This window comes from Streptomyces sp. NPDC034037 (genome assembly GCF_055575715.1).
Map to the genome: position 1 here is coordinate 953458 of NZ_JBVISC010000003.1, position 18595 is coordinate 972052.

The following is an 18595-nucleotide window of genomic DNA, read 5'->3' on the forward strand; positions in this document are numbered from 1 at the left end:
GCCGCTCAACGCGCTCGGGGGCGGGCAGTGCTCGCGCGCACTGCCCGCCCCTGGGACGCGGCCTGACCGCCCGTCAGGCGACCTCCGTGACGGTGCCCGCGCCGATCGTGCGGCCGCCCTCGCGGATGGCGAAACCGAGGCCCGTCTCCAGCGGTACGTCGCGCCCCAGTTCGACGGCCATCGTGACCGTCTCACCGGGGCGGGCCACCGCCGCCCCGCCGAGGTCGACGGCACCGACCACGTCCCCGGTGCGGATGTAGAACTGCGGCCGGTAGCCGGTGGTGATCGGCGTCGCGCGGCCGCCCTCCCGCGCCGACAGGACGTACACCTGCGCGGTGAAGCGGCGGCGGGGGCTGACGCTGCCGGGCGCGCCGCGACCACGTGGCCGCGGCGGACCGCGTCGCGTGGCAGGCCGCGCAGCAGCAGCGCGACGTTGTCGCCGGCCTGCGCCTCCTCCATCGGCTTGCCGAAGGTCTCCAGGCCGGTGACCACCGTCTCGGTGTCCGCGCCGAGGATCTCCACCCGGTCGCCGAGGCGGACGGTGCCGCGCTCGACGGCGCCGGTGACCACGGTGCCCCGCCCGGTGATGGTGAGCACGTTCTCGACGGGCAGCAGGAACGGTGCGTCGAGATAGCGCTCGGGCACCGGCACATACGTGTCCACGGCGTCGAGCAGCGCCTGGATGGCGGCGGTCCACCGGGGCTCGCCCTCCAGCGCCCGCAACCCGGAGACGCGTACGACAGGGACGCTGTCACCCCCGTACCCGTGCGCGGAGAGCAGGTCGCGGACCTCCAGCTCGACCAGGTCGGTCAGCTCCTCGTCCCCGGCGTCGGCCTTGTTCAGGGCCACGACGACGTGGTCGACGCCGACCTGACGGGCGAGCAGCACGTGCTCGGCGGTCTGCGGCATGATCCCGTCGAGCGCCGAGACGACGAGGATCGCCCCGTCGAGCTGGGCGGCGCCGGTGACCATGTTCTTGACGTAGTCGGCGTGGCCCGGCATGTCCACGTGCGCGTAGTGCCGGGTGTCGGTCTCGTACTCGACGTGCGCGATGTTGATGGTGATGCCGCGCTGGGCCTCCTCCGGCGCGCGGTCGATGCGGTCGAAGGGCACGAACGTGCCGGTGCCGCGCTCGCTGAGGACCTTGGTGATGGCGGCGGTCAGGGTGGTCTTGCCGTGGTCGACGTGGCCCATGGTGCCGATGTTGAGGTGGGGCTTCGTGCGGACGTAAGCCGTCTTGGGCATGGTGGTTCCTTCTCGGGAACTCGAAGCTGTTGTCCCCGACCGGTGTGTACGCGGTCGGGACGGGGACCCCGGGGGCCGGACCGACCCTCCCCCTGCGGGGTCCGCCGGTGTGTCCGGGGAGGGTCAGCCTCGGGCGCCGTCGAAGGCGTCGAGTGCGGGGACGGCAGCCGTCGCAGCGCCCGCGACTGCGGGCGTGGCTGCGAGGAGGGCGTACCGGGACATGCCTCAGATCCTCATCGAAGAGGACGCGGGCGTCGAATGGTTTTCCGCCCGAACTGCGCGCGCCGTGCAGGTGGTTGCCCCCGCTACCCACCGGATGCCCGTCAGGGGTACTCCAGGGCTTCCCGCACGGGCCGGGACGAGGGGTCGAGCGCGCTGTGGACCGCGTCACTTCCCGGGAGCGTGGCGCTTGTGCGACCTCGGGACTGTGACGCCCGTGAGACGCACCATACGGCGATCAGACACATCAGCCGGTTAGTCTTCCCGGATGTTCGAGACCGCAACCGCCCGACCCCAGGGCCTCGCCGTGCGCTGCACCAAGGCGCTGCTGTCTCCGTGGTCACGCCTGTCGCTGCTCGTGGTGCTGCTCGCGGCGGCCGCGACCTGCGTGCTGCTGTTCCAGCCGCAGAGATACCTGTCCGACGGGTGGCCCGCGCAGTTGGGCGGCGCCACGGCGGTGGCCCTGTTCGCGGTGGCGTACGGGGTGTGCACCGCCGCGTTCGTCCCGCGGCCGCTGCTGAACCTGGCGGCGGGCGCGCTGTTCGGCTCCCAGGCGGGGCTCGGGGCGGCGATCGCCGGCACGGTGTTCGGCGCCGGGATCGCCTTCGGGCTCGGCCGGATGCTGGGCCAGGACGCGCTGCGGCCGCTGCTGCGGGGCCGCTGGCTGAAGGCCGCGGACGGCCAGCTCAGCCGGCACGGCTTCCGGTCGATGCTGGCCGTGCGGCTCTTTCCCGGCGTGCCGTTCGCCGCGGCCAACTACTGCGCGGCCGTCTCCCGCATGGGCTGGCTGCCCTTCCTCGTCGCCACGGGCCTCGGCTCGATCCCGAACACGGCGGCGTACGTCGTCGCGGGCGCCCGTGCCTCGACGCCGACGTCGCCCGCGTTCCTGATCGCGATGGGCTTCATCGCGGTGACGGGGCTGGCGGGGGCGGCGGTCGCCTGGTTCAAGCGCCACCACTTGCGCGGCGCGCGCTGAGTTCGGACGGCGCGGCGGGTCGGCTTCGGGCCCGCGCGGGGCGCCGCTGAGTGCGGGCGCTGTATCGGCGGGACCGGCGCCGAGCCCGGGCCCGGGCAGGGCCGGTGGCGGGGCGGCCGCGGATCTCCGCCCGTCGGCCCCGCCCGGCCCGCCGTCGGCCCCGCCCGGCCCGCCGCCGGCCCCGCCGGCTCAGAGCGCTTCGAGGATCGTCGCGTTGGCGAGTCCGCCGGCCTCGCACATCGTCTGCAGGGCGTAGCGAGCGCCCCGGGCGCGCATCGCGTGGACGAGCGTGGTCATCAGCCGGGTGCCGCTGGCGCCCAGGGGGTGGCCGAGCGCGATGGCGCCGCCGTGCACATTGACCTTCTCGTGGTCGGCGCCGGTCTCCTGGAGCCAGGCCAGGACCACGGCGGCGAAGGCCTCGTTGACCTCGAACAGGTCGATGTCGTCCAGCGTCAGCGATGCCTTGCGCAGCACCTTCTCGGTGGCGGGCAGGATGCCGGTGAGCATCAGGAGCGGGTCGGAGCCGGTGACGGCGAAACTGTGCAGGCGGGCGAGCGGGCGCAGGCCGAGCCGGGCCGCGTGCTCGCTCGTGGTGATCAGGACCGCGGACGCGCCGTCGTTGATGGGGCTGGAGTTGCCCGCCGTGACGGACCAGTCGATCTGCGGGAAGCGCTCGCCGAAGTGCGGGTCGTAGTAGGCGGGCTTGAGACCCGCGAGGACCTCGGGGGTGGTGGCGGGGCGCACCGACTCGTCGCGCGTGAGGCCCGCGATCGGCGCGGTCTCGGCGTCGAAGAGACCCGCGTCCCAGGCGTGTGCGGCCCGCTGGTGCGAGGTGGTGGCGAAGGCGTCCATCCGCTCGCGGCCCAGGGACCACTTGGCGGCGATCAGTTCGGCGCTGATGCCCTGCGGGACCAGGCCCTCCGGGTAGCGCTCGGCGACGCCGGGCCCGAACGGGTCGGCCCCGGCGGGCACGTTCGACCACATCGGCACGCGGCTCATCGACTCCACGCCGCACGCCACCGCCATGTCGTACGCGCCGGACATGACGCCCTGCGCCGCGAAGTGCACGGCCTGCTGCGAGGAGCCGCACTGCCGGTCGACGGTGGTGGCGGGCACGGACTCGGGGAAGCCCGCCGACAGGACGGCGTAGCGCGTGGTGTTCATGGCCTGCTCGGCGACCTGGTCGACGGTGCCGCCGATCACGTCGTCCACGAGGGCCGGGTCGATGCCGCTGCGGTCGACAAGGGCGCGCAGGGTGTGGGCGAGGAGTTCGACGGGGTGGACACCGGCTAGGGCGCCGTTCGGCTTGCCCTTGCCGACGGGGGTGCGTACGGCTTCGACGATGACGGCGTCGCGCATGATGCGGCCTCTTTCGGCTACCGAGGGAGCTACCAGTGAGTAGGAAATCTGGACTCACCATAACTCCGTGAGTTGGAAAAACAAACCCTCTCGGCGCGGGGCCCCTAGACTGCCCGCATGAAGGATCCGCGCCCCTGCTCCATCGCCGACGCCCTCGCCCTCGTGGGCGAGAAGTACTCCCTGCTCGTGCTGCGCGAGGTGTGCCTCGGCAATGAGCGCTTCGACCAGCTCGTACGCAACATCGGGGCGCCCCGCGACGTCCTCGCGACGCGCCTTCGCCGGCTGGTGGAGGCCGGCGTCCTGGAGAAGGTGGCCTACAGCGAGCGCCCGCAGCGCTTCCTGTACCGGCCGACCCCTGCGGGCCTCGAACTGGAGCCGGTCCTGATGACCCTCATGGCCTGGGGGGACCGGCACCTGCGCGGGGACGCCGACCGCCCGATGGTCCTTGAGCACTCCTGCGGCCACGAGCTGGTCCCCGTGGTGACCTGCTCGGCCTGTGGCGACGCGGTCCGCCACGAGGACCTCACCGCACATCCGCAGACCCCGGGCTGGACGGCGGCGGGGCCCTCGGCGGCGTAGGGAGCACCACAGCCCCGTGCTTTTCGGCGGCGGCCAGGTGCCGAGTGCCAGTGGAACGGCCCTCCCAGCGTTCTCGTAACCCAAGGCCGCTACGCTGCCCCACGACGAGGGGGGTGATCCGCTCTCGCGTCCGGGCGTTCCGCCTCCGCGGCGCCGCTCACGCATCCCGTAAGCCTCAGCCACGCACCGCTATGACTCCTGCAACCCCTATAACCGCTATGACCGCTATGACCGCTATGACCACTGTGACCGCTCGCGCGGTCTGATGATCAGTACTTGGACGGCGCAGTTTTCATGTCTTGGCTTGAATCCTTCATCCTCGGGCTCGTCCAGGGACTGACCGAGTTCCTCCCGATCTCCTCCAGCGCGCATCTGCGGCTGACGGCGGCGTTCGCGGGCTGGCACGACCCCGGTGCGGCGTTCACCGCGATCACGCAGATCGGCACCGAGGCGGCCGTCCTGATCTACTTCCGCAAGGACATCGCCCGGATCATCTCGGCGTGGTTCGGTTCGCTTCTCGGGAAGGTGCCGCGTTCGGACCACGACGCGCAGATGGGCTGGCTGGTCATCGTCGGCTCGATCCCGATCGGCGTCCTCGGCGTGACGTTCAAGGACCAGATCGAGGGCCCCTTCCGCGATCTGCGGCTCATCGCCACCACGCTGATCGTCATGGGCGTCGTCCTCGGCATCGCCGACCGCCTGGCGGCCCGCGACGAGACGGGCGGCAAGCACCGCGCCGTACGCGAGCGCAAGGGCCTCAAGGAACTGGGCGTCAAGGACGGCCTGATCTTCGGCGTCTGCCAGGCAATGGCCCTGGTCCCGGGCGTCTCCCGCTCCGGCGCCACGATCAGCGGCGGCCTCCTCATGGGCTACACCCGCGAGGCCGCCGCCCGCTACTCCTTCCTCCTGGCCATCCCCGCCGTCCTCGCCTCCGGCGTCTTCGAACTGAAGGACGCGGGCGAGGGCCACGTCTCGTGGGGCCCCACGATCTTCGCGACGATCATCGCGTTCGTGGTGGGCTACGCGGTGATCGCCTGGTTCATGAAGTTCATCACCACCAAGAGCTTCATGCCGTTCGTCTACTACCGGGTCCTGCTCGGCATCGTCCTGATCGCCCTGGTCGCCACGGGCACGCTGAGCCCGCACGCGGGCGAATCGGCGGGGTAAATCAGGGCCGCCGCTGCGCAGAGCCGTCTTCTGGTCCAGTTGCCCTCAGGCTGCGGCGTGGTGTTCGGGTGTGTCACCGGCGACTTCGGCGCCGGCGGCGGGCGGGGTGCGCAGGGTGAGCAGTGCGGCGACGGCGCCGACGGCGGCCAGGAGCGCGGCGCCCAGGAACGCGGCGGAGAAGCCGTTGGTGAGAGCGGTCGGATGTCCGAGTCGGTTGGCGCCGTGGGCGGCGGCGACGGCGGTCATGGCGGCGAGGCCAAGGGCGGAGCCGACCTGGTAGCTGGTGTTGACGATGCCCGAGGCCAGGCCGCCTTCTTCGGGGCGGGCGCTGGACAGAGCGGTGCCGAGGGAGGGGATGAAGGCCAGGGACATGCCCGCGGCCGCCAGGAGTGAGGCGGGCAGGACGTCGACGGTGAAGCTGCCGTCGGGGCGGGCGAAGGACAGCCAGAGCATGCCGGCGGCCAGGGTGAGGAGCCCGGTGACGACCAGCGGCTTGGGGCCGAAGCGGGCGATGAGACGCGGCGCCAGGACGATCATCATGATCATGATGGCGACCGTCATGGGCAGCAGCGCCGCTCCGGAGGCGAACGCGCCCAGGCCGAGGACCTGCTGGAGGTAGAGATTGAGGAAGAACCACATAGGGATCCAGGCGGCGGCCATCAGCAACTGAGCGATGTTGGCTCCGGCCAGGTTGGGGGTGCGCCAGATCCCGAGGCGCATCAGGGGCACCTCGCGCTTGGACTGGAGGGCGATGAACGCGGCGATCAGCGCCAGGCCGCCGAGCAGGACCAGCCAGGTCCTGGCTGAGCCCCAGCCGGTCTCCGGGGCGCGGACGACGGCGTAGACGGTGGTGGCCAGGCCCGCGGTGACGGTGAGCGCGCCGGCGAGGTCGATGGAGCCGCGCCGGGCCGCAGCGGCGGGCATGACGGCGGGAGTCAGGGCCAGGACGATCGCCGCGACGGGGATGTTGACGTAGAACACCCAGGGCCAGGAGGCGTACTGGGTGATGACGCCGCCGAGGAACACTCCGGCGGTGCCGCCGGCCGGAGCGGCCGCGCCGTACAGGGCGAACGCCTTGGTCAGCTCCTTGGGGTTGGCACCGAAGAGCATCATCAACAGGGTGAGGGCGGACGGTGCGATCAGCGCGGCGCCTACGCCCTGCAGGGCGCGGCCCGTCAGCTCGACCCAGACCTGGCCCGCCAGGCCCGCGGTGAGGGACCCCGCGGCCAGGACGGTCCAGCCGGCAGTGAAGATCCGCTTGGCGCCGAACAGGTCGGCCAGGCGCCCGCCGAGCAGGAGCAGGCCGCCGAAGGCGACGACGTAGGCGTTGAAGACCCAGGACAGATTCTCCTGGGAGAAGCCCAGGTCGGTCTGCATCTTGGGCAGAGCCACACCGATGATCGATGTGTCCATGATCACCATGAACTGGGCCAGGGCGATGAGCGCGAGCGCGGTCCAGCGACGTGGATGCGCGGGCGTGGCCGGTGTCGACATCACAGACTCCTATACCGGTAGGGGGTATTGCCAGGGGAGCAACATACCCCCTAGGGGTATCAATGGCCAGTCCCGGGAGGAAGGGACGCGGCGGTGAGCTCGTCGCCGTAGCCCCGTCATGTGGTCGGTGGATCCCGACCAGCGGGGGGAGGTTGCGCCGCAGGGCCGGGCCGTACGATGACCGCATGCCCCGCACGCAGCAGCCATCGAGTCGCCGCCCCGCCGGGCGCGGCTTGACGCTGCTGGTGCTGGCCGGTGTGCTGGCGATGCACGGTCTCGGCCCGGGCCCCGCACCCACGTCGGCGCCTGCCAGTGGCCACGTCATGGTGACGGCACACGAGGAAGCCGCCCAGCACGTGACGGCCCACGAAGCCGCCCAGCACATGACGGGCGCCTGCTCGCACACCGATGGCGGAGCAGGCCACGCGGACCACGCGGACGCCACGTGCGCGGCGGCCGGTGTCGGCGCTTCATACGCGCCCCCCGTCCTGGGCGCGGCCCTGGACGCGGGGCCCGTGTCCGCGGGACTGCCCGGCGGCGCGGCGGGGACCCCGGAGAGTGGTCGGGCGCCGCCCGATCTGGCCGAGTTGCAACTCCTGCGGATATAGGACCGCCCGCCCGGCATCTCCTCGCCCCGGCCCCGGCCGGCGGAGATGCCGTGCTCCGGCACGTCCTCATTCCGCATCGGCGCCCGCCCGCTCGGGTGGCGCATCAAGGAGTCACACCGCCATGAACACCCACCGTTTTCTCATCCGCCGCGGCGCCGCCGTCGCGACCGCCGCTGCCGCCGCGCTGGCCCTCGCCGCCTGCGGGTCCGACGGCGACAACTCGGCCGGCCACGACGGCCACGCCTCGAAGTCACCGGCCGCCTCGGCTTCGGCCGCGCAGGGGCAGCACAACGCCGCCGATGTCGCGTTCGCCAAGGGGATGATCCCCCACCACCGTCAGGCGGTGGAGATGGCCGGCCTCGCGCCCACCCGCGCGGAGTCCGCCAAGGTCAAGAAGCTCGCCGGTGAGATCAAGAAGGCACAGGACCCCGAGATCAAGACGCTCTCCGGCTGGCTGACCTCCTGGGGCGAGCAAGTTCCCGCCGAAGGCGCAATGGACCACTCCATGCACGGCACCGGCGGCGGGATGATGACGGCCGAGGAGATGGACGCCCTCAAGGCGTCCTCGGGCAAGGCGTTCGACACCGCCTTCATGGAAATGATGATCAAGCACCACGAAGGCGCTGTGTCGATGGCGAAGACAGAGAAGGCCGACGGCGCTTTCCCTGACGCCAAGACCATGGCCGACGCCATCATCACCTCGCAGACCGCCGAGATCGCCAGGATGAAGAAGCTGCTCGGCAAGAGCTGACCACCCCGGCGCGGGGGGTGCCGGGCCGTGACGGCCCCGGCACCCCCCGCGCCCTTCTCCTGACCCTCACACCCGGTGACCTGGTGAGCAGCCGCTGTCGGCGTTCGTTTCACGTCATGGCGTGGAGTTGCCGCCGTGGCCGAGATGGTCGAGGAACTGCCGTTGGTCGTCCAGGAATCCGTCCGCGAAGAGTGAGCGGGGGGAGAAGAGCGCGGTGAGTGTGATCTTGAGGTTCGACTGCTCGATGGACCGTTTGAGCAGTGAATGGGTCGCGTCCGGGTATCGCTTGACCGTCAACACACCGCCTGCGTCCAGCGCACCGCGGTAGCCGCGCTCCGTGTCGGCGGTGTCCACGTTGGTGTCGTGGCCTGCGAGGGTGAGCAAGACGGGTACGCCACGCAGAGCGCGGAGATCCCGTGTGGCGTCCGCGGTGTAGTTCCTGGAGATGAAGCCCCAGCGGTCGGCGGTCATGCCGTCCGCGTCGCCGCCCATCGCCCTGACGTATTCCGTGAAGGTCGCGCCGCGTTCCAGCAGCCGGCGGGTCGTCTCGCTCCTGCTGATCTCTTCCTTGATACGGGCCGCCGACGCTCCGTCGGCGCGCAGCTCGGCGAGAAGGTTGTAGCGGCCCTGCTGGAGCCAGTTGATCGCGGGCGAGACGGCGATGACGAAGCTCACGGGCGTCTTGGCGGCGATCTTCGGCAGGACCCAGCCCGCCTGGCTGGCACCCCAGAGCCCGATCCGGTCGCCGTCGATGTCCGGTCGGGCGCGCGCCCAGGCGATGGCGGCGGCGGCCTCCTCGGCCCGGTCGTCCATGGACTGGTCGAGCCAGTTGCCGGGGGCGCCCGCGACTCCGGGCTTGTCCCAGGACAGGGAGGCGTATCCGGCCTTGGCGTTCGCTTCCCACATGGGCTGGTAACCGTCGTCGTGGGTGGCGCTGACAGGTCCGTCGCCGTGGACGTACACGACCAGGCCGTGCTGCTTGCGGCCGTCTTTGGGAGTGGCGAGGACTGCGTGGAGGGTGTGGCCGCCGTGGCGTATCGACACCCGTTCCTCCTCCAGGTCGTAGGTGTTCTGCCACAGCACCACGCCGACGAGACCAGCGGCCACGACCAGCACCGCGACGAGGGACCACACGGCGATGCGGAGCCCGCGCCGTCGGGGCTGGATCTTTGCGCACATGAGATCAGACCGCCTCTGTTCGATTCACACAGAACGAAACTATCACTGCTGGAACGTTCGTTTGCCGAGTGATAGTTTTGAGGGAAGGTTACAGCGACAAGAGGGGGACATCGCATGGGATTCGACGCGACCGATACCGGCACCGGGCCGGTGACGGTCCGGTGGGGGATACCAGAGGGAGCCGAGCGGCGGGCGGCCGAGCTGTACTGGGACGCCTTCGGCCGCAAACTCGGCCCCGCCCTGAACCCGCCGGACAAGGCGGTGCCCTTCCTCGCCGCCCATCTGAACGCCGACCGCGCGGTGTGCGCGATCCTCGACGGGCGGCTCGTCGGCCTCGCCGGCTACCAGCTCGGCGGGCGGGCCCTCACCGGCGGCTCGGCGGCCGCCGTACTGCGCACCTACGGGCACCTGCGCGGACTGCGCCGACTCGTGCTCCTCGCCCTGTTCGAACGCCACCCGGCCCCCGGGCAGCTCGTCATGGACGGCATCGCCGTGGACCCGGACATACGGGGCCGCGGTGTCGGGAGCCTGCTCATCGAAGAAGTGGCCGCGGTCGCCGCCGAACAGGGCTGCCGGAAGATCCGACTGGACGTGATCGACACCAACCCGCGTGCCAGGGCCCTGTACGAGCGGCGCGGCTTCACGGCCGTACGGACCGAGCACACGCCCTGGCTGCGCGGGCTCATGGGTTTCGGCGCGGTGACCACCATGCACCGCCCTGTCGTGGCGGACGGGCCGGGAAGACTGAGCACATCATGACCGAACACATCGAGATCCCCACCCGCATGCTCGTCCATGCGCTGATCCGCGAGGACGGCACGGTCCGCGCGGACGAGCTCTACACCGTGGCCAACACCCTGGGCATGAGCGACCAGCAGGTGCGGCTGTGCGTCAAACGCCTCGTGGCCGAAGGCCGCTTCACCCACGAGGGCCGGGGCCGCAAGGCTGAACTGCACGCCACCGCGGACACCGTGCGTGCCCTCGCCCCCAACGCGGACTTCCTGCGGCACGCCTTCCAGCAGGACGCCGGGCTCGCGCCCTGGGACGGCGTCTGGCACCTCGCCGCCTTCGCGGTGCCCGAATCGGCGCGCACGGCCCGCGACTCCCTGCGCGAGACCCTCGTCCACCTCGGCGGCGCCCCACTGCAGGGCGGACTGTACGTCTGCGCCAACCCCTGGGAACCGTACGTCGAAGAAGCGGCCCACCACCTGGGCGCCCATGACGCGCTCACCCTCCTCACCACGACGGACCTGCGCAGGGGCGCCACCCAGGAACCCGCCGAGCTCGCCCGCCAACTGTGGCCCCTGCAGGAGATCGCCGAGCGCTACCACCGCCTCAGCCGCCTCGCCCGGCCCCGCCTCGCCGCGCTCACCGGCCCCGACCGGCTCTCCCCCTCCGCACTCCTCACCATCGCGGTCGAACTGGCCGCCGAACTCACGCGCGCCATGGAGCCCGACCCGCTCCTGCCGCCCCCACTCCTGCCCCAGCCATGGCCCGGCACCCAGGCCCGGGAACTCGTCACCCGGTGCTGGGCCGCCCTGCACCACCAAGAACACGACGAAGCCCGCCCGGTCCTCTTCCGCCTCTACGCCGACATCACCCAAGAGGCAGCGGACGGTGCCGCGCACTGAACAGGGGTCCGGCGGCCGGGATGATCACGGGGCGCAGGTGTGTGGTAGCTGACAGTTCCGAATGTCAGAGCGATCCCCTAGGCTGGGCGCCATGCCCTTAACCCCATCCCCTCATGGTTCCGTGCGCTCCTCTGTCGAACTGAACGAGCGGATCCGCGGCCTGTGGCTGCGCGCCTCCGGACGTCTCTCCGCCGAGCAGCGCAGAGAGTACGAGCAGTTGGTGACGGAGTGGGCGCAGGCGGTCCGGGCGGAGATGGTGAAGGCCGCTTAGGGGTTCCCGCCGCGCCGAGCCCCTCGTTTCCGCACGGCCCTTGGCTCGGACCGGGTCGTACCCAACACTGAGCCGATGACGCAGCGCGTGGAACTCGCCGCCGTGCTCGACCGGCTGGCCATCGATTCCCTCATCACCGAGTACGCGGTGACCGTCGACGACGGTGACTGGCCCGCCTACCAGCAGTTGTTCGCTCCCGAAGGACGCGCCGACTACCGCTCGGCGGGCGGCATCGAGGGAGGATACGCGGAGATCGCCACCTGGCTGGCCGAGACGATGCGCGTGTTCCCGATGCGCCAGCATCTGATCGTCAACCGCCGCCTGGAGTTCGGCACGCTCGACCAGGACATCGGCGACACCGCGCGCGTAGCGGCCGACTATGTGAACCCCATGCGGTTCGCGGACCGTGCCGGTGACGCGCCGTCCACGGCGCCGGACTTCGTCTGCGGCGGGCGCTACGACTTCACGCTGCTGCGCACCCCCGGAGGCTGGCGGCTGCGCGGGGTGACCGTACGGGAGAAGTGGCGCCGCGCCGAGGACCGGCCGCGCGCGGCCCCCATCGGGGGCTGAGACCGGCCACGCCCCTTACGCCGCCCGGCGTCGTCCCCGTCACTCACCGTCCCCACCGCTCCCTGACGCCTACTCCCGCCGGCGCTCGAACAAATGCCCACTGTCAGAGATCGTCGGCGGCCCGCACACTGGGTACACCTGCGGGCATCGGGGATTTTCGGGGAGCTGGGGAGGCGCTGCATGGCTCGGTTCGGCGACGATGGGCGAGGGCGGCTTCGGTCCCGCGTCGAACGGCTGCTCGCGTCACCCCGGTGGCGGAGTGCCCTCGCCGTCCTGGCGGGAGCGCTCCCCGCCCTCGCGTTCCCCGCCCCGTCCCTGTGGTGGTTCGCGTACGTCGCGCTGGTGCCGTGGATGCTGCTCGCCCGGACGGCGCCGACCGGGCGGCGGGCCATGCTCGACGGATGGCTCGGTGGCCTCGGTTTCATGGTCGCCGTGCATCACTGGCTGTTGCCGAGCCTGCATGTGTTCACGGTCGTCATCGCCGCGCTGCTCGGCCTGCTGTGGGCGCCCTGGGGCTGGCTGGTGCGGCGGCTCCTCGCGGGCGCGCCCGCGCCGCGACGGGCCGCGGCCGCTCTGGTGGCCCTGCCGTCCGGCTGGCTGATGGTGGAACTGGTCAGGTCATCGGAGGGCCTGGGCGGGCCGTGGGGCCTGCTCGGCTCCAGCCAATGGCAGCTGCCCCCGGCCCTGCGGCTCGTCTCGGTGGGCGGGGTGTGGCTGGTGAGCGCGGTCGTGGTGTGCGTCAACACCGCGCTCGCACAGTTGGCCGTCGCCTGGGCCCGGCGCGGGCCGGTCGGCGCGGGAGCGGCTTCCCGCGTCCCCGGGCGGGCCGCCTCCGGCCCCGCTCTCGTCGGGCTCGTCGCCGTGGTGGCCCTCTCCTGCGCGGCCGGTGCCTGGGCTCCCCGGCCCGAGCCGGCGGGGCGGGTCCGGGTGGCCGTCGTACAGCCCGGCGTCATCGAGGGCGCCTCTGCTCCGGACAGGCGGCTCGCTCGCGAGGAGGAGTTGACCCGCTCGCTGGCGGGCCGGGACCCGGACCTGGTCGTGTGGGGCGAGAGCAGCGTCGGCGTCGATCTGGCCGACCGGCCCGACGTGGCCCGCCGCATCGCCGCGCTCTCCCGCGAGGTCGGCGCCGACATCCTGGTCAACGTGGACGCCCGCCGCTCCGACCGCCCCGGCATCTTCAAGAGTTCCGTGCTCGTGGGCCCGGAGGGTCCGACCGGCGACCGCTACGACAAGATGCGGCTCGTCCCCTTCGGGGAGTACATACCGGCGCGTTCCCTGCTCGGCTGGGCCACCTCCGTCGGCAAGGCCGCCGGCGAGGACCGCAGGCGCGGCGACCGCCAGGTGGTGATGGACGCCGGGCACGGGCTGCGGGTGGGTCCGCTGGTCTGCTTCGAGTCGGCGTTCCCCGACATGAGCCGCCGACTGACCCGCGACGGCGCCCAGCTGCTGCTCGCCCAGTCCGCGACGTCGTCGTTCCAGGCCAGCTGGGCCCCCGAGCAGCACGCCTCGCTGGCGGCGATACGCGCCGCCGAGACGGGCCGCCCCATGGTGCACGCCACCCTCACCGGTGTCTCGGCCGTCCACGCCCCGGACGGCTCACGCGTCGGCGCCCCGCTGGGCACCTCGGCGAGCGCCGCCGCCGTCTACGACGTGCCGCTCGGCCGGGGCGTCACCGCGTACGTCAGGTGGGGCGACTGGCCCCTGCGCGGCGCTCTCGTCGTGCTCGTGGCGCTGTGCGCGGCCGAGGGGGCGCGGGCTCTCAGGCGGCCTGCCCCTGAGCGGCGAGGACCACGCGCTCGCACAGTTCATGGGTCGCCAGCGCATCCCGGGCGCTGAGGACCTTGCCCGCGCGGACGGCGTCGAGGAAGGCGAGGACGACCTGTTCGATGCCGCGCTGCCGGGCCACCGGCACCCAGTCGCCGCGTCGCCGCGTGCTCGGCTGGCCCTTGTGGTCGATGACGTCGGCGAGGTTGAGCACCTGGCGCTTGGTGTCCTGCCCGGAGATCTCCAGGATCTCCTCCGTCGAACCGCTCAGCCGGTTCATCACGCCGATCGCGGTGAAGCCGTCGCCCGCCAGTTGCAGCACGACGTGCTCCATAAGGCCGTCGACGACCCGGGAGCGCACGCCGACATGGTCGATCGGCCCCGGCGCCAGGAAGCGCAGGGTGTCCACGACGTGGATGAAGTCGTCGAGGACGAGCGTGCGCGGGGCCTCGGGCAGCCCGACGCGGTTCTTCTGCATGAGGATCAGCTCGCGCGGGTGCTCGACGCACTGGGCGTAGCCGGGCGCGTAACGGCGGTTGAACCCGACGGCGAGGCTGACGCCCCGGTCATCGGCGAGGCCCACGAGACGCTCGGAGTCGGCGAGTTCGTACGCGAGGGGCTTGTCGACGTACGTCGGCACACCCGCCTCGACGAGCCGCGTGACGATCTCGGGGTGCACGGCGGTCGGCGCGTGCACGAAGGCGGCGTCGAGGTCCTGGGCGAGCAGCGTGTCCAGGTCGGTGTGGCAGCGGGCGTCGGGAATGTGGTGGACGCCGGCGACCCGGGCGAGCGTCGCGGGCGTGCGGGTCTGCAGGTGCAGCTCGACCCCGGGCTGGGTGGTGAGAACCGGCAGGTACGCCTTCTGCGCGATGTCACCGAGTCCGATGCAGCCGATCTTCACCACTGTCTCCCTACCGCCCACCACTGGGTCCACCGCTGTTCCGGCCCACGTCCCGAGCCCTCCGCCCGTCCGCACGAGGGTTCACCGGCCGTTCCCGCAGCATACGGTGCCCGTGCGGGCCGCCCACGGGCACGGGCGCCGAAGGCGCACGGAACGGGGCCGGAACGTGCCGGGGCGCCCCGACGCTGAGGTCGCTGGGGGCTGGGGCGTGCCCAGGAGTCGCCGTCGCGTCAGCCATGGCGTACCGCCCCGTCACCCGTGCGGGGCAACCTCTGCCGCGTTCCCGCTCCAAGGGGGTCCGCGGCCGAGAGAGTTGGGCGCGTGCACCGATCGTCCGCAGCCGGTTCCGTCACCGCCGCGTTCCTCGTCTCCGTGGCCGTCTCGGTCACCGCCTCCGGTTGCGTGGGGGTCGAGCGGCCGAGCGGGCCCGCGCCGACGACGGCACCGGCGTCCCCCTCCGCTTCCCCCGGGCACGGGAAGAGCCGGCCGCAGACCGAGCAGGGCCCCGGCCGGGAAGTGCTGCAGCGCATGACCCCGCCCCCTCGCCCCGCGCCTCGGAAACCGGCCGTCGACGTCCGCCCCGTCGCCCCACCGCCCCGCCCCGAGCAGCCGCCGCCTCCCCCGGCACGCAGGCCGCCCGTGGCCCGGCGGGACGCGGGCGCCGCCCGGCCCGCCCCACCGGTGGTGAAGCCGCTGATCCCGGATGTGTGCGCGCTCGGCGAGACCTACGGGGGCTGGCAGCCGGGCAGCCCGGAGTCGGCCATCTGCCACAAGGCATACGGTCGTTGAACCTCACCCGCATGGAGCCTCACCCCGTGCGGACATCCCCTGGCAGAGCGGTGATCGCACGCCCACCGCACCTTGCACCGACCGCGTCCAGGCCCTGAGGGGAGCCCGTCCCGCCGCTGTACCCGCATGCTGTGCAGTGGTTCGAGTCGGCCGGCTGTTGACCCTCGACTTGGTGGAGGGCCCAGAGTCCTGGGTGTGGAGAGCGAGATGCGCAGTATTGGTGAGATGGCCCGGGACAGTGGACTGAGCGTGAGCGCTCTGCGGTTCTACGACGGTGCCGGCGTGCTGGTCCCGGCCTGGGTGGATCCGGTGAGCGGCTACCGCTGGTACGGCCCCGAGCAGCTTGCGGAGTCCCGGTTGCTGGCCCGGCTGCGCCGGGCCGGCATGCCGTTGGCGGACATTCGGCTGGTACTGGCCGGATGGTCCGGGGCGGACGCCGACCTGGTGCACAAGCTGCTCCAGGCCCATCTGCGCCGTCTCGAACGCGGGCTGTCCGATGCCCGCGACGAGTTCTCCACGATCCGCGCACTACTCGCATGCAGGGAGAACCCCATGACTTCGCTCCGCACCACGACCGTCCGGTCGACCGTCTCCGCACCCGAGCTGGCCGCCGCGCTGGACGCGGTCCGCTTCGCCGCCGGCGCCGACCCGGAGCTGCCGATGCTCGACGGTGTCCTGTTCGACATCGAGGGCGACCAGCTCCGTGTCGTGGCCACCGACCGGTACCGGATGGCTGTCGCACAGGCCGCCGCCACCGGGCATGACGGGCCCCGGGTGCAGGCCATCGTGCCGTCCCCGCTCGCCGACGCGATGCGGGCGCTGCTGAGTGACGACGCGTCCGTTCAGCTCACTGTCGAGGGTGACCGCGTGGCCTTGGAGACGGGGGACCGTCAGGCGGTCGGCCAGTGCCTCGATCACGACTTCCCTGATTACCGTCGCCTCGTCCGCGTGCCGGCAGGGCGCCGTGCCCTTGTCGATGTCCCGGCTCTGCGGGAGATGGTGGAGACCGGCCCCGTCCGGGCGAGCGAGGTGCGCGAGCAGGACGGCGTGCCCGGCGATCTCAGCGTGCTCAAGGTGACGGCCGACGGCGTGGTGACCGTCTGCGAGGACGGTGACGACGACCAGGACCACATCGCCGTCAACCGCGAGTTCCTCCTGCAGGCCCTCGCCGCCGGGGCCCGGGACCAGCTGATTCTGGAGGTCGGCGCCCCCACAGCGCCCCTGGCGATCCGCCGGACCGACACCGAGGACGCCTATTCGCTACTGATGCCTGTCCGCCTGGAGAACTGACCCCTCGGGCAGTGGCCACCGGGGAGCGAAGCCGTGACAGCGGGATCTCGAAGCCGCCGCAGCGCCTCACTCCACCTCGCTCCCCTCCCCCACCTCTGCCCCCAGCCTCGCGATGGCCGCCCTGATGCCGTTCCCGTAGCCGTCGTCCTCCAGGGCGTCCACCGCGCCGCGGGCCCGGCGCAGATGGCTGCGGGCCGCTTCGGGGCGGCCCAGCTTCAGGTAGTCCGCGGCGAGGTTGAGGTGCAGGGAGGGGTAGAAGCCGCGCACCGCGAGCGACTGGTGGTGCGCGGTCAGGCGCTCGTCCGTCAGCTCGTCCGCCGCGGACAACGCCCGCAGGTCCCACGCCAGTTCGACCGAGGGGTCTTCCTGCGTGTCCGCCATGTAGTGCGCGAGCGTGCACCGGTGCAGCGCGTCGCCGTCCTCGCCGATCTCCCCCCAGAGACCGAGGAAGCGGTCCTGGGCCTCCTCGCGATCACCGCCGTGGTGCAGCATGACCGCTTGTCCGATCCGCGTCATCATGGCGTCCTCCGCCGTCTGCTTTTGCTGCTCCGCCACCGGGTCCTCCATGGTCGTACGGCCATCGCCCCCATCCCTCACGACGCTAACCGCAGCCACCGGCAATCGCGGTCAGGCACGTTCGCCGGCGGGGGTGCTCACGCGTAGCGCTGGGCCAGCCCGGTGACGCGCCTGGCCACCTCGGCCCGCAGCTCGGGCGGCCCGAGCACCTCCGCCTCCAGGCCGAGCCGCAGCACGTCGCCCGCCGCCACCGGCGGCTTCTCCACTTCGAGCCCCACTTCGACCCAGCCGTCGGCGTCGGGCGCGCCCGCCGCCCGCACGGCCCGCTCCCCCGCCGCCCCGAACATCGCGGGCAGCAACCGGAGCCCGGTCCTGGACACCCTCAGCCGCGCCGTTCCCCACAGCACCCGGGCCTCCAGGCCGCTCGCCGCCGTCGCCCAGTACGCCGCCAGGTCGAACCCGGCGGGGCGGGCACTGGTCTCTTCCATCACCGTCGCCGTCAAGAACCGCGACACCCGGTACGTACGTACGCTGCCACCGCAAGCCTCGGTGGCGGCATGATCCTCCGGGGTCCCTGCGCCTTCGACGGCCGCCACCAGATACCAGTTACCCGACTTGAGAACCAGCCCCAAGGGATGCAGCTCCCGGTGGACTTCGCCGCCCCAGCGCCGGTAGTGGGCCCGCAGCACCCGCCGGCGCCACACCGCTTCGGCGACGACGGCGAGCTGCGCGGGCGCCGGGTCTGCCGTACGGAACCACGCGGTCGCGTCGAGATGGAAGCGCTCCTGGATGCGCCGCGAGCGTTCCCCGAGCCCCTTGGGCAGCGCGGCGCCCAACTTGAGCTGCGCGGTGACCAGTTCCGCGCCGAGCCCGAGGTCGGCCGCGGCCCCCGGCATGCCGGCGAGGGCGAGGGAGTCCGCCTCGTCGTCGGTGAGCCCCGTCAGCCGGGTGCGGTAGCCGTCCAGGAGCCGGAAGCCGCCGGCCGGGCCCCGCTCCGCGTAGACGGGCACCCCGGAGGCGGCCAGTGCCTCCGCGTCCCGGTAGACGGTCCTGACCGAGACCTCCAGTTCCTCGGCGAGTTCGGGCGCGGTCATGCGCCCGCGGTTCTGGAGCAGCAGGAGGAGGGCGAGGAGGCGGTCGGCGCGCATGGGCACCAAGTGTGCCCCCGCGACCCACGCCCGACAGGCCCCGACCCCGGTCTCAAGAGTTTGCGGCCCCGCATTCCGTACCTGACAGAAGGTGTCAGGTACGTACGGCACAGTCCTCCTCATCGGCGGAAAGCCACA

At 72.2% G+C, this 18595-nt stretch carries 18 protein-coding genes and 1 pseudogene; 12 read left to right on the top strand and 7 right to left on the bottom strand.

All coding sequences use genetic code 11. The features are described from left to right. Positions 1 to 73: 73 nt before the first annotated feature. A pseudogene (gene tuf / locus ACZ516_RS14805) lies at positions 74 to 1245 on the bottom strand (elongation factor Tu). Positions 1246 to 1732: 487 nt separating this feature from the next. Between tuf and ACZ516_RS14810 the strand changes: the two are divergent. Then, positions 1733 to 2440, top strand: a complete 708-nt coding sequence (locus ACZ516_RS14810) for a TVP38/TMEM64 family protein (protein ID WP_361087135.1) — start codon at positions 1733 to 1735, stop codon at positions 2438 to 2440. Between the two features lie 189 nt (positions 2441 to 2629). Here the strand turns inward: ACZ516_RS14810 and ACZ516_RS14815 are convergent, their stop codons facing one another. Beyond that, positions 2630 to 3799 carry a thiolase family protein gene (locus ACZ516_RS14815; protein ID WP_358590545.1) on the bottom strand — a complete coding sequence of 390 codons (1170 nt, stop codon included), beginning with the start codon at positions 3797 to 3799 and terminating at the stop codon, positions 2630 to 2632. Between the two features lie 117 nt (positions 3800 to 3916). Here ACZ516_RS14815 and ACZ516_RS14820 point away from each other — a divergent pair, with 117 nt between their 5' ends. Next, complete coding sequence (locus tag ACZ516_RS14820; protein WP_361087141.1) at positions 3917 to 4378, top strand: winged helix-turn-helix transcriptional regulator; 462 nt, start codon at positions 3917 to 3919, stop codon at positions 4376 to 4378. A 294-nt stretch (positions 4379 to 4672) separates the two neighbouring features. Then, entirely contained in the window at positions 4673 to 5545 is an 873-nt protein-coding gene (locus tag ACZ516_RS14825; RefSeq protein ID WP_358590541.1) for an undecaprenyl-diphosphate phosphatase, read from the top strand. Between the two features lie 45 nt (positions 5546 to 5590). Here ACZ516_RS14825 and ACZ516_RS14830 read toward each other — a convergent pair whose 3' ends face one another. Next, the gene (locus tag ACZ516_RS14830; protein ID WP_361087145.1) at positions 5591 to 7039 is read right to left on the bottom strand and encodes an MFS transporter; all 1449 of its coding nucleotides are present in this window, start codon (positions 7037 to 7039) and stop codon (positions 5591 to 5593) included. 185 nt (positions 7040 to 7224) lie between these two features. On the opposite strand from ACZ516_RS14830, the gene ACZ516_RS14835 reads away from it, so the two are divergent. Both ACZ516_RS14835 and ACZ516_RS14840 read left to right on the top strand, forming a co-directional pair. After that, on the top strand, positions 7225 to 7647 hold the full coding sequence (locus ACZ516_RS14835) for a DUF6153 family protein (RefSeq protein WP_469010389.1): 423 nt from the start codon (positions 7225 to 7227) through the stop codon (positions 7645 to 7647). Positions 7648 to 7768: 121 nt separating this feature from the next. Beyond that, positions 7769 to 8398 carry a DUF305 domain-containing protein gene (locus ACZ516_RS14840; RefSeq protein ID WP_469010390.1) on the top strand — a complete coding sequence of 210 codons (630 nt, stop codon included), beginning with the start codon at positions 7769 to 7771 and terminating at the stop codon, positions 8396 to 8398. A 114-nt stretch (positions 8399 to 8512) separates the two neighbouring features. Here ACZ516_RS14840 and ACZ516_RS14845 read toward each other — a convergent pair whose 3' ends face one another. Then, a complete protein-coding gene (locus ACZ516_RS14845) occupies positions 8513 to 9577 on the bottom strand; it encodes an alpha/beta hydrolase family protein (RefSeq protein ID WP_469010391.1) in 1065 nt (354 codons plus the stop codon). Positions 9578 to 9691: 114 nt separating this feature from the next. Here ACZ516_RS14845 and ACZ516_RS14850 point away from each other — a divergent pair, with 114 nt between their 5' ends. From ACZ516_RS14850 to lnt, 5 genes are all read left to right on the top strand, one after another. Then, on the top strand, positions 9692 to 10336 hold the full coding sequence (locus ACZ516_RS14850; RefSeq protein ID WP_469010392.1) for a GNAT family N-acetyltransferase: 645 nt from the start codon (positions 9692 to 9694) through the stop codon (positions 10334 to 10336). After that, positions 10333 to 11208 carry a PaaX family transcriptional regulator C-terminal domain-containing protein gene (locus ACZ516_RS14855; RefSeq protein ID WP_361087160.1) on the top strand — a complete coding sequence of 292 codons (876 nt, stop codon included), beginning with the start codon at positions 10333 to 10335 and terminating at the stop codon, positions 11206 to 11208. The genes ACZ516_RS14850 and ACZ516_RS14855 overlap by 4 nt, the downstream gene beginning before the upstream one ends. A 121-nt stretch (positions 11209 to 11329) precedes the next feature. Continuing rightward, positions 11330 to 11479: a hypothetical protein gene (locus ACZ516_RS14860; protein WP_467465717.1), complete on the top strand. Its 150-nt coding sequence runs from the start codon at positions 11330 to 11332 to the stop codon at positions 11477 to 11479. A gap of 75 nt (positions 11480 to 11554) precedes the next feature. Further along, a complete protein-coding gene (locus tag ACZ516_RS14865; RefSeq protein WP_469010394.1) occupies positions 11555 to 12049 on the top strand; it encodes a nuclear transport factor 2 family protein in 495 nt (164 codons plus the stop codon). A 180-nt stretch (positions 12050 to 12229) separates the two neighbouring features. Beyond that, positions 12230 to 13885 carry an apolipoprotein N-acyltransferase gene (gene lnt, locus ACZ516_RS14870; protein ID WP_469010396.1) on the top strand — a complete coding sequence of 552 codons (1656 nt, stop codon included), beginning with the start codon at positions 12230 to 12232 and terminating at the stop codon, positions 13883 to 13885. Here lnt and ACZ516_RS14875 read toward each other — a convergent pair. Next, a complete protein-coding gene (locus ACZ516_RS14875) occupies positions 13809 to 14714 on the bottom strand; it encodes a Gfo/Idh/MocA family protein (protein WP_361087170.1) in 906 nt (301 codons plus the stop codon). The genes lnt and ACZ516_RS14875 overlap by 77 nt on opposite strands. Positions 14715 to 15035: 321 nt before the next feature. Here ACZ516_RS14875 and ACZ516_RS14880 point away from each other — a divergent pair, with 321 nt between their 5' ends. Both ACZ516_RS14880 and ACZ516_RS14885 read left to right on the top strand, forming a co-directional pair. Further along, a complete protein-coding gene (locus ACZ516_RS14880; RefSeq protein ID WP_469010397.1) occupies positions 15036 to 15503 on the top strand; it encodes a hypothetical protein in 468 nt (155 codons plus the stop codon). A 207-nt stretch (positions 15504 to 15710) separates the two neighbouring features. Then, positions 15711 to 16793 (top strand): DNA polymerase III subunit beta family protein, encoded by a 1083-nt coding sequence (locus ACZ516_RS14885; protein WP_469010398.1) that lies wholly within the window; start codon positions 15711 to 15713, stop codon positions 16791 to 16793. Between the two features lie 66 nt (positions 16794 to 16859). Here the strand turns inward: ACZ516_RS14885 and ACZ516_RS14890 are convergent, their stop codons facing one another. Together ACZ516_RS14890 and ACZ516_RS14895 are read right to left on the bottom strand one after the other, a co-directional pair. Beyond that, entirely contained in the window at positions 16860 to 17348 is a 489-nt protein-coding gene (locus ACZ516_RS14890; RefSeq protein ID WP_469010399.1) for a hypothetical protein, read from the bottom strand. Positions 17349 to 17446: 98 nt separating this feature from the next. Continuing rightward, on the bottom strand, positions 17447 to 18457 hold the full coding sequence (locus ACZ516_RS14895) for a helix-turn-helix transcriptional regulator (RefSeq protein ID WP_361087180.1): 1011 nt from the start codon (positions 18455 to 18457) through the stop codon (positions 17447 to 17449). Between the last annotated feature and the right edge of the window lie 138 nt (positions 18458 to 18595).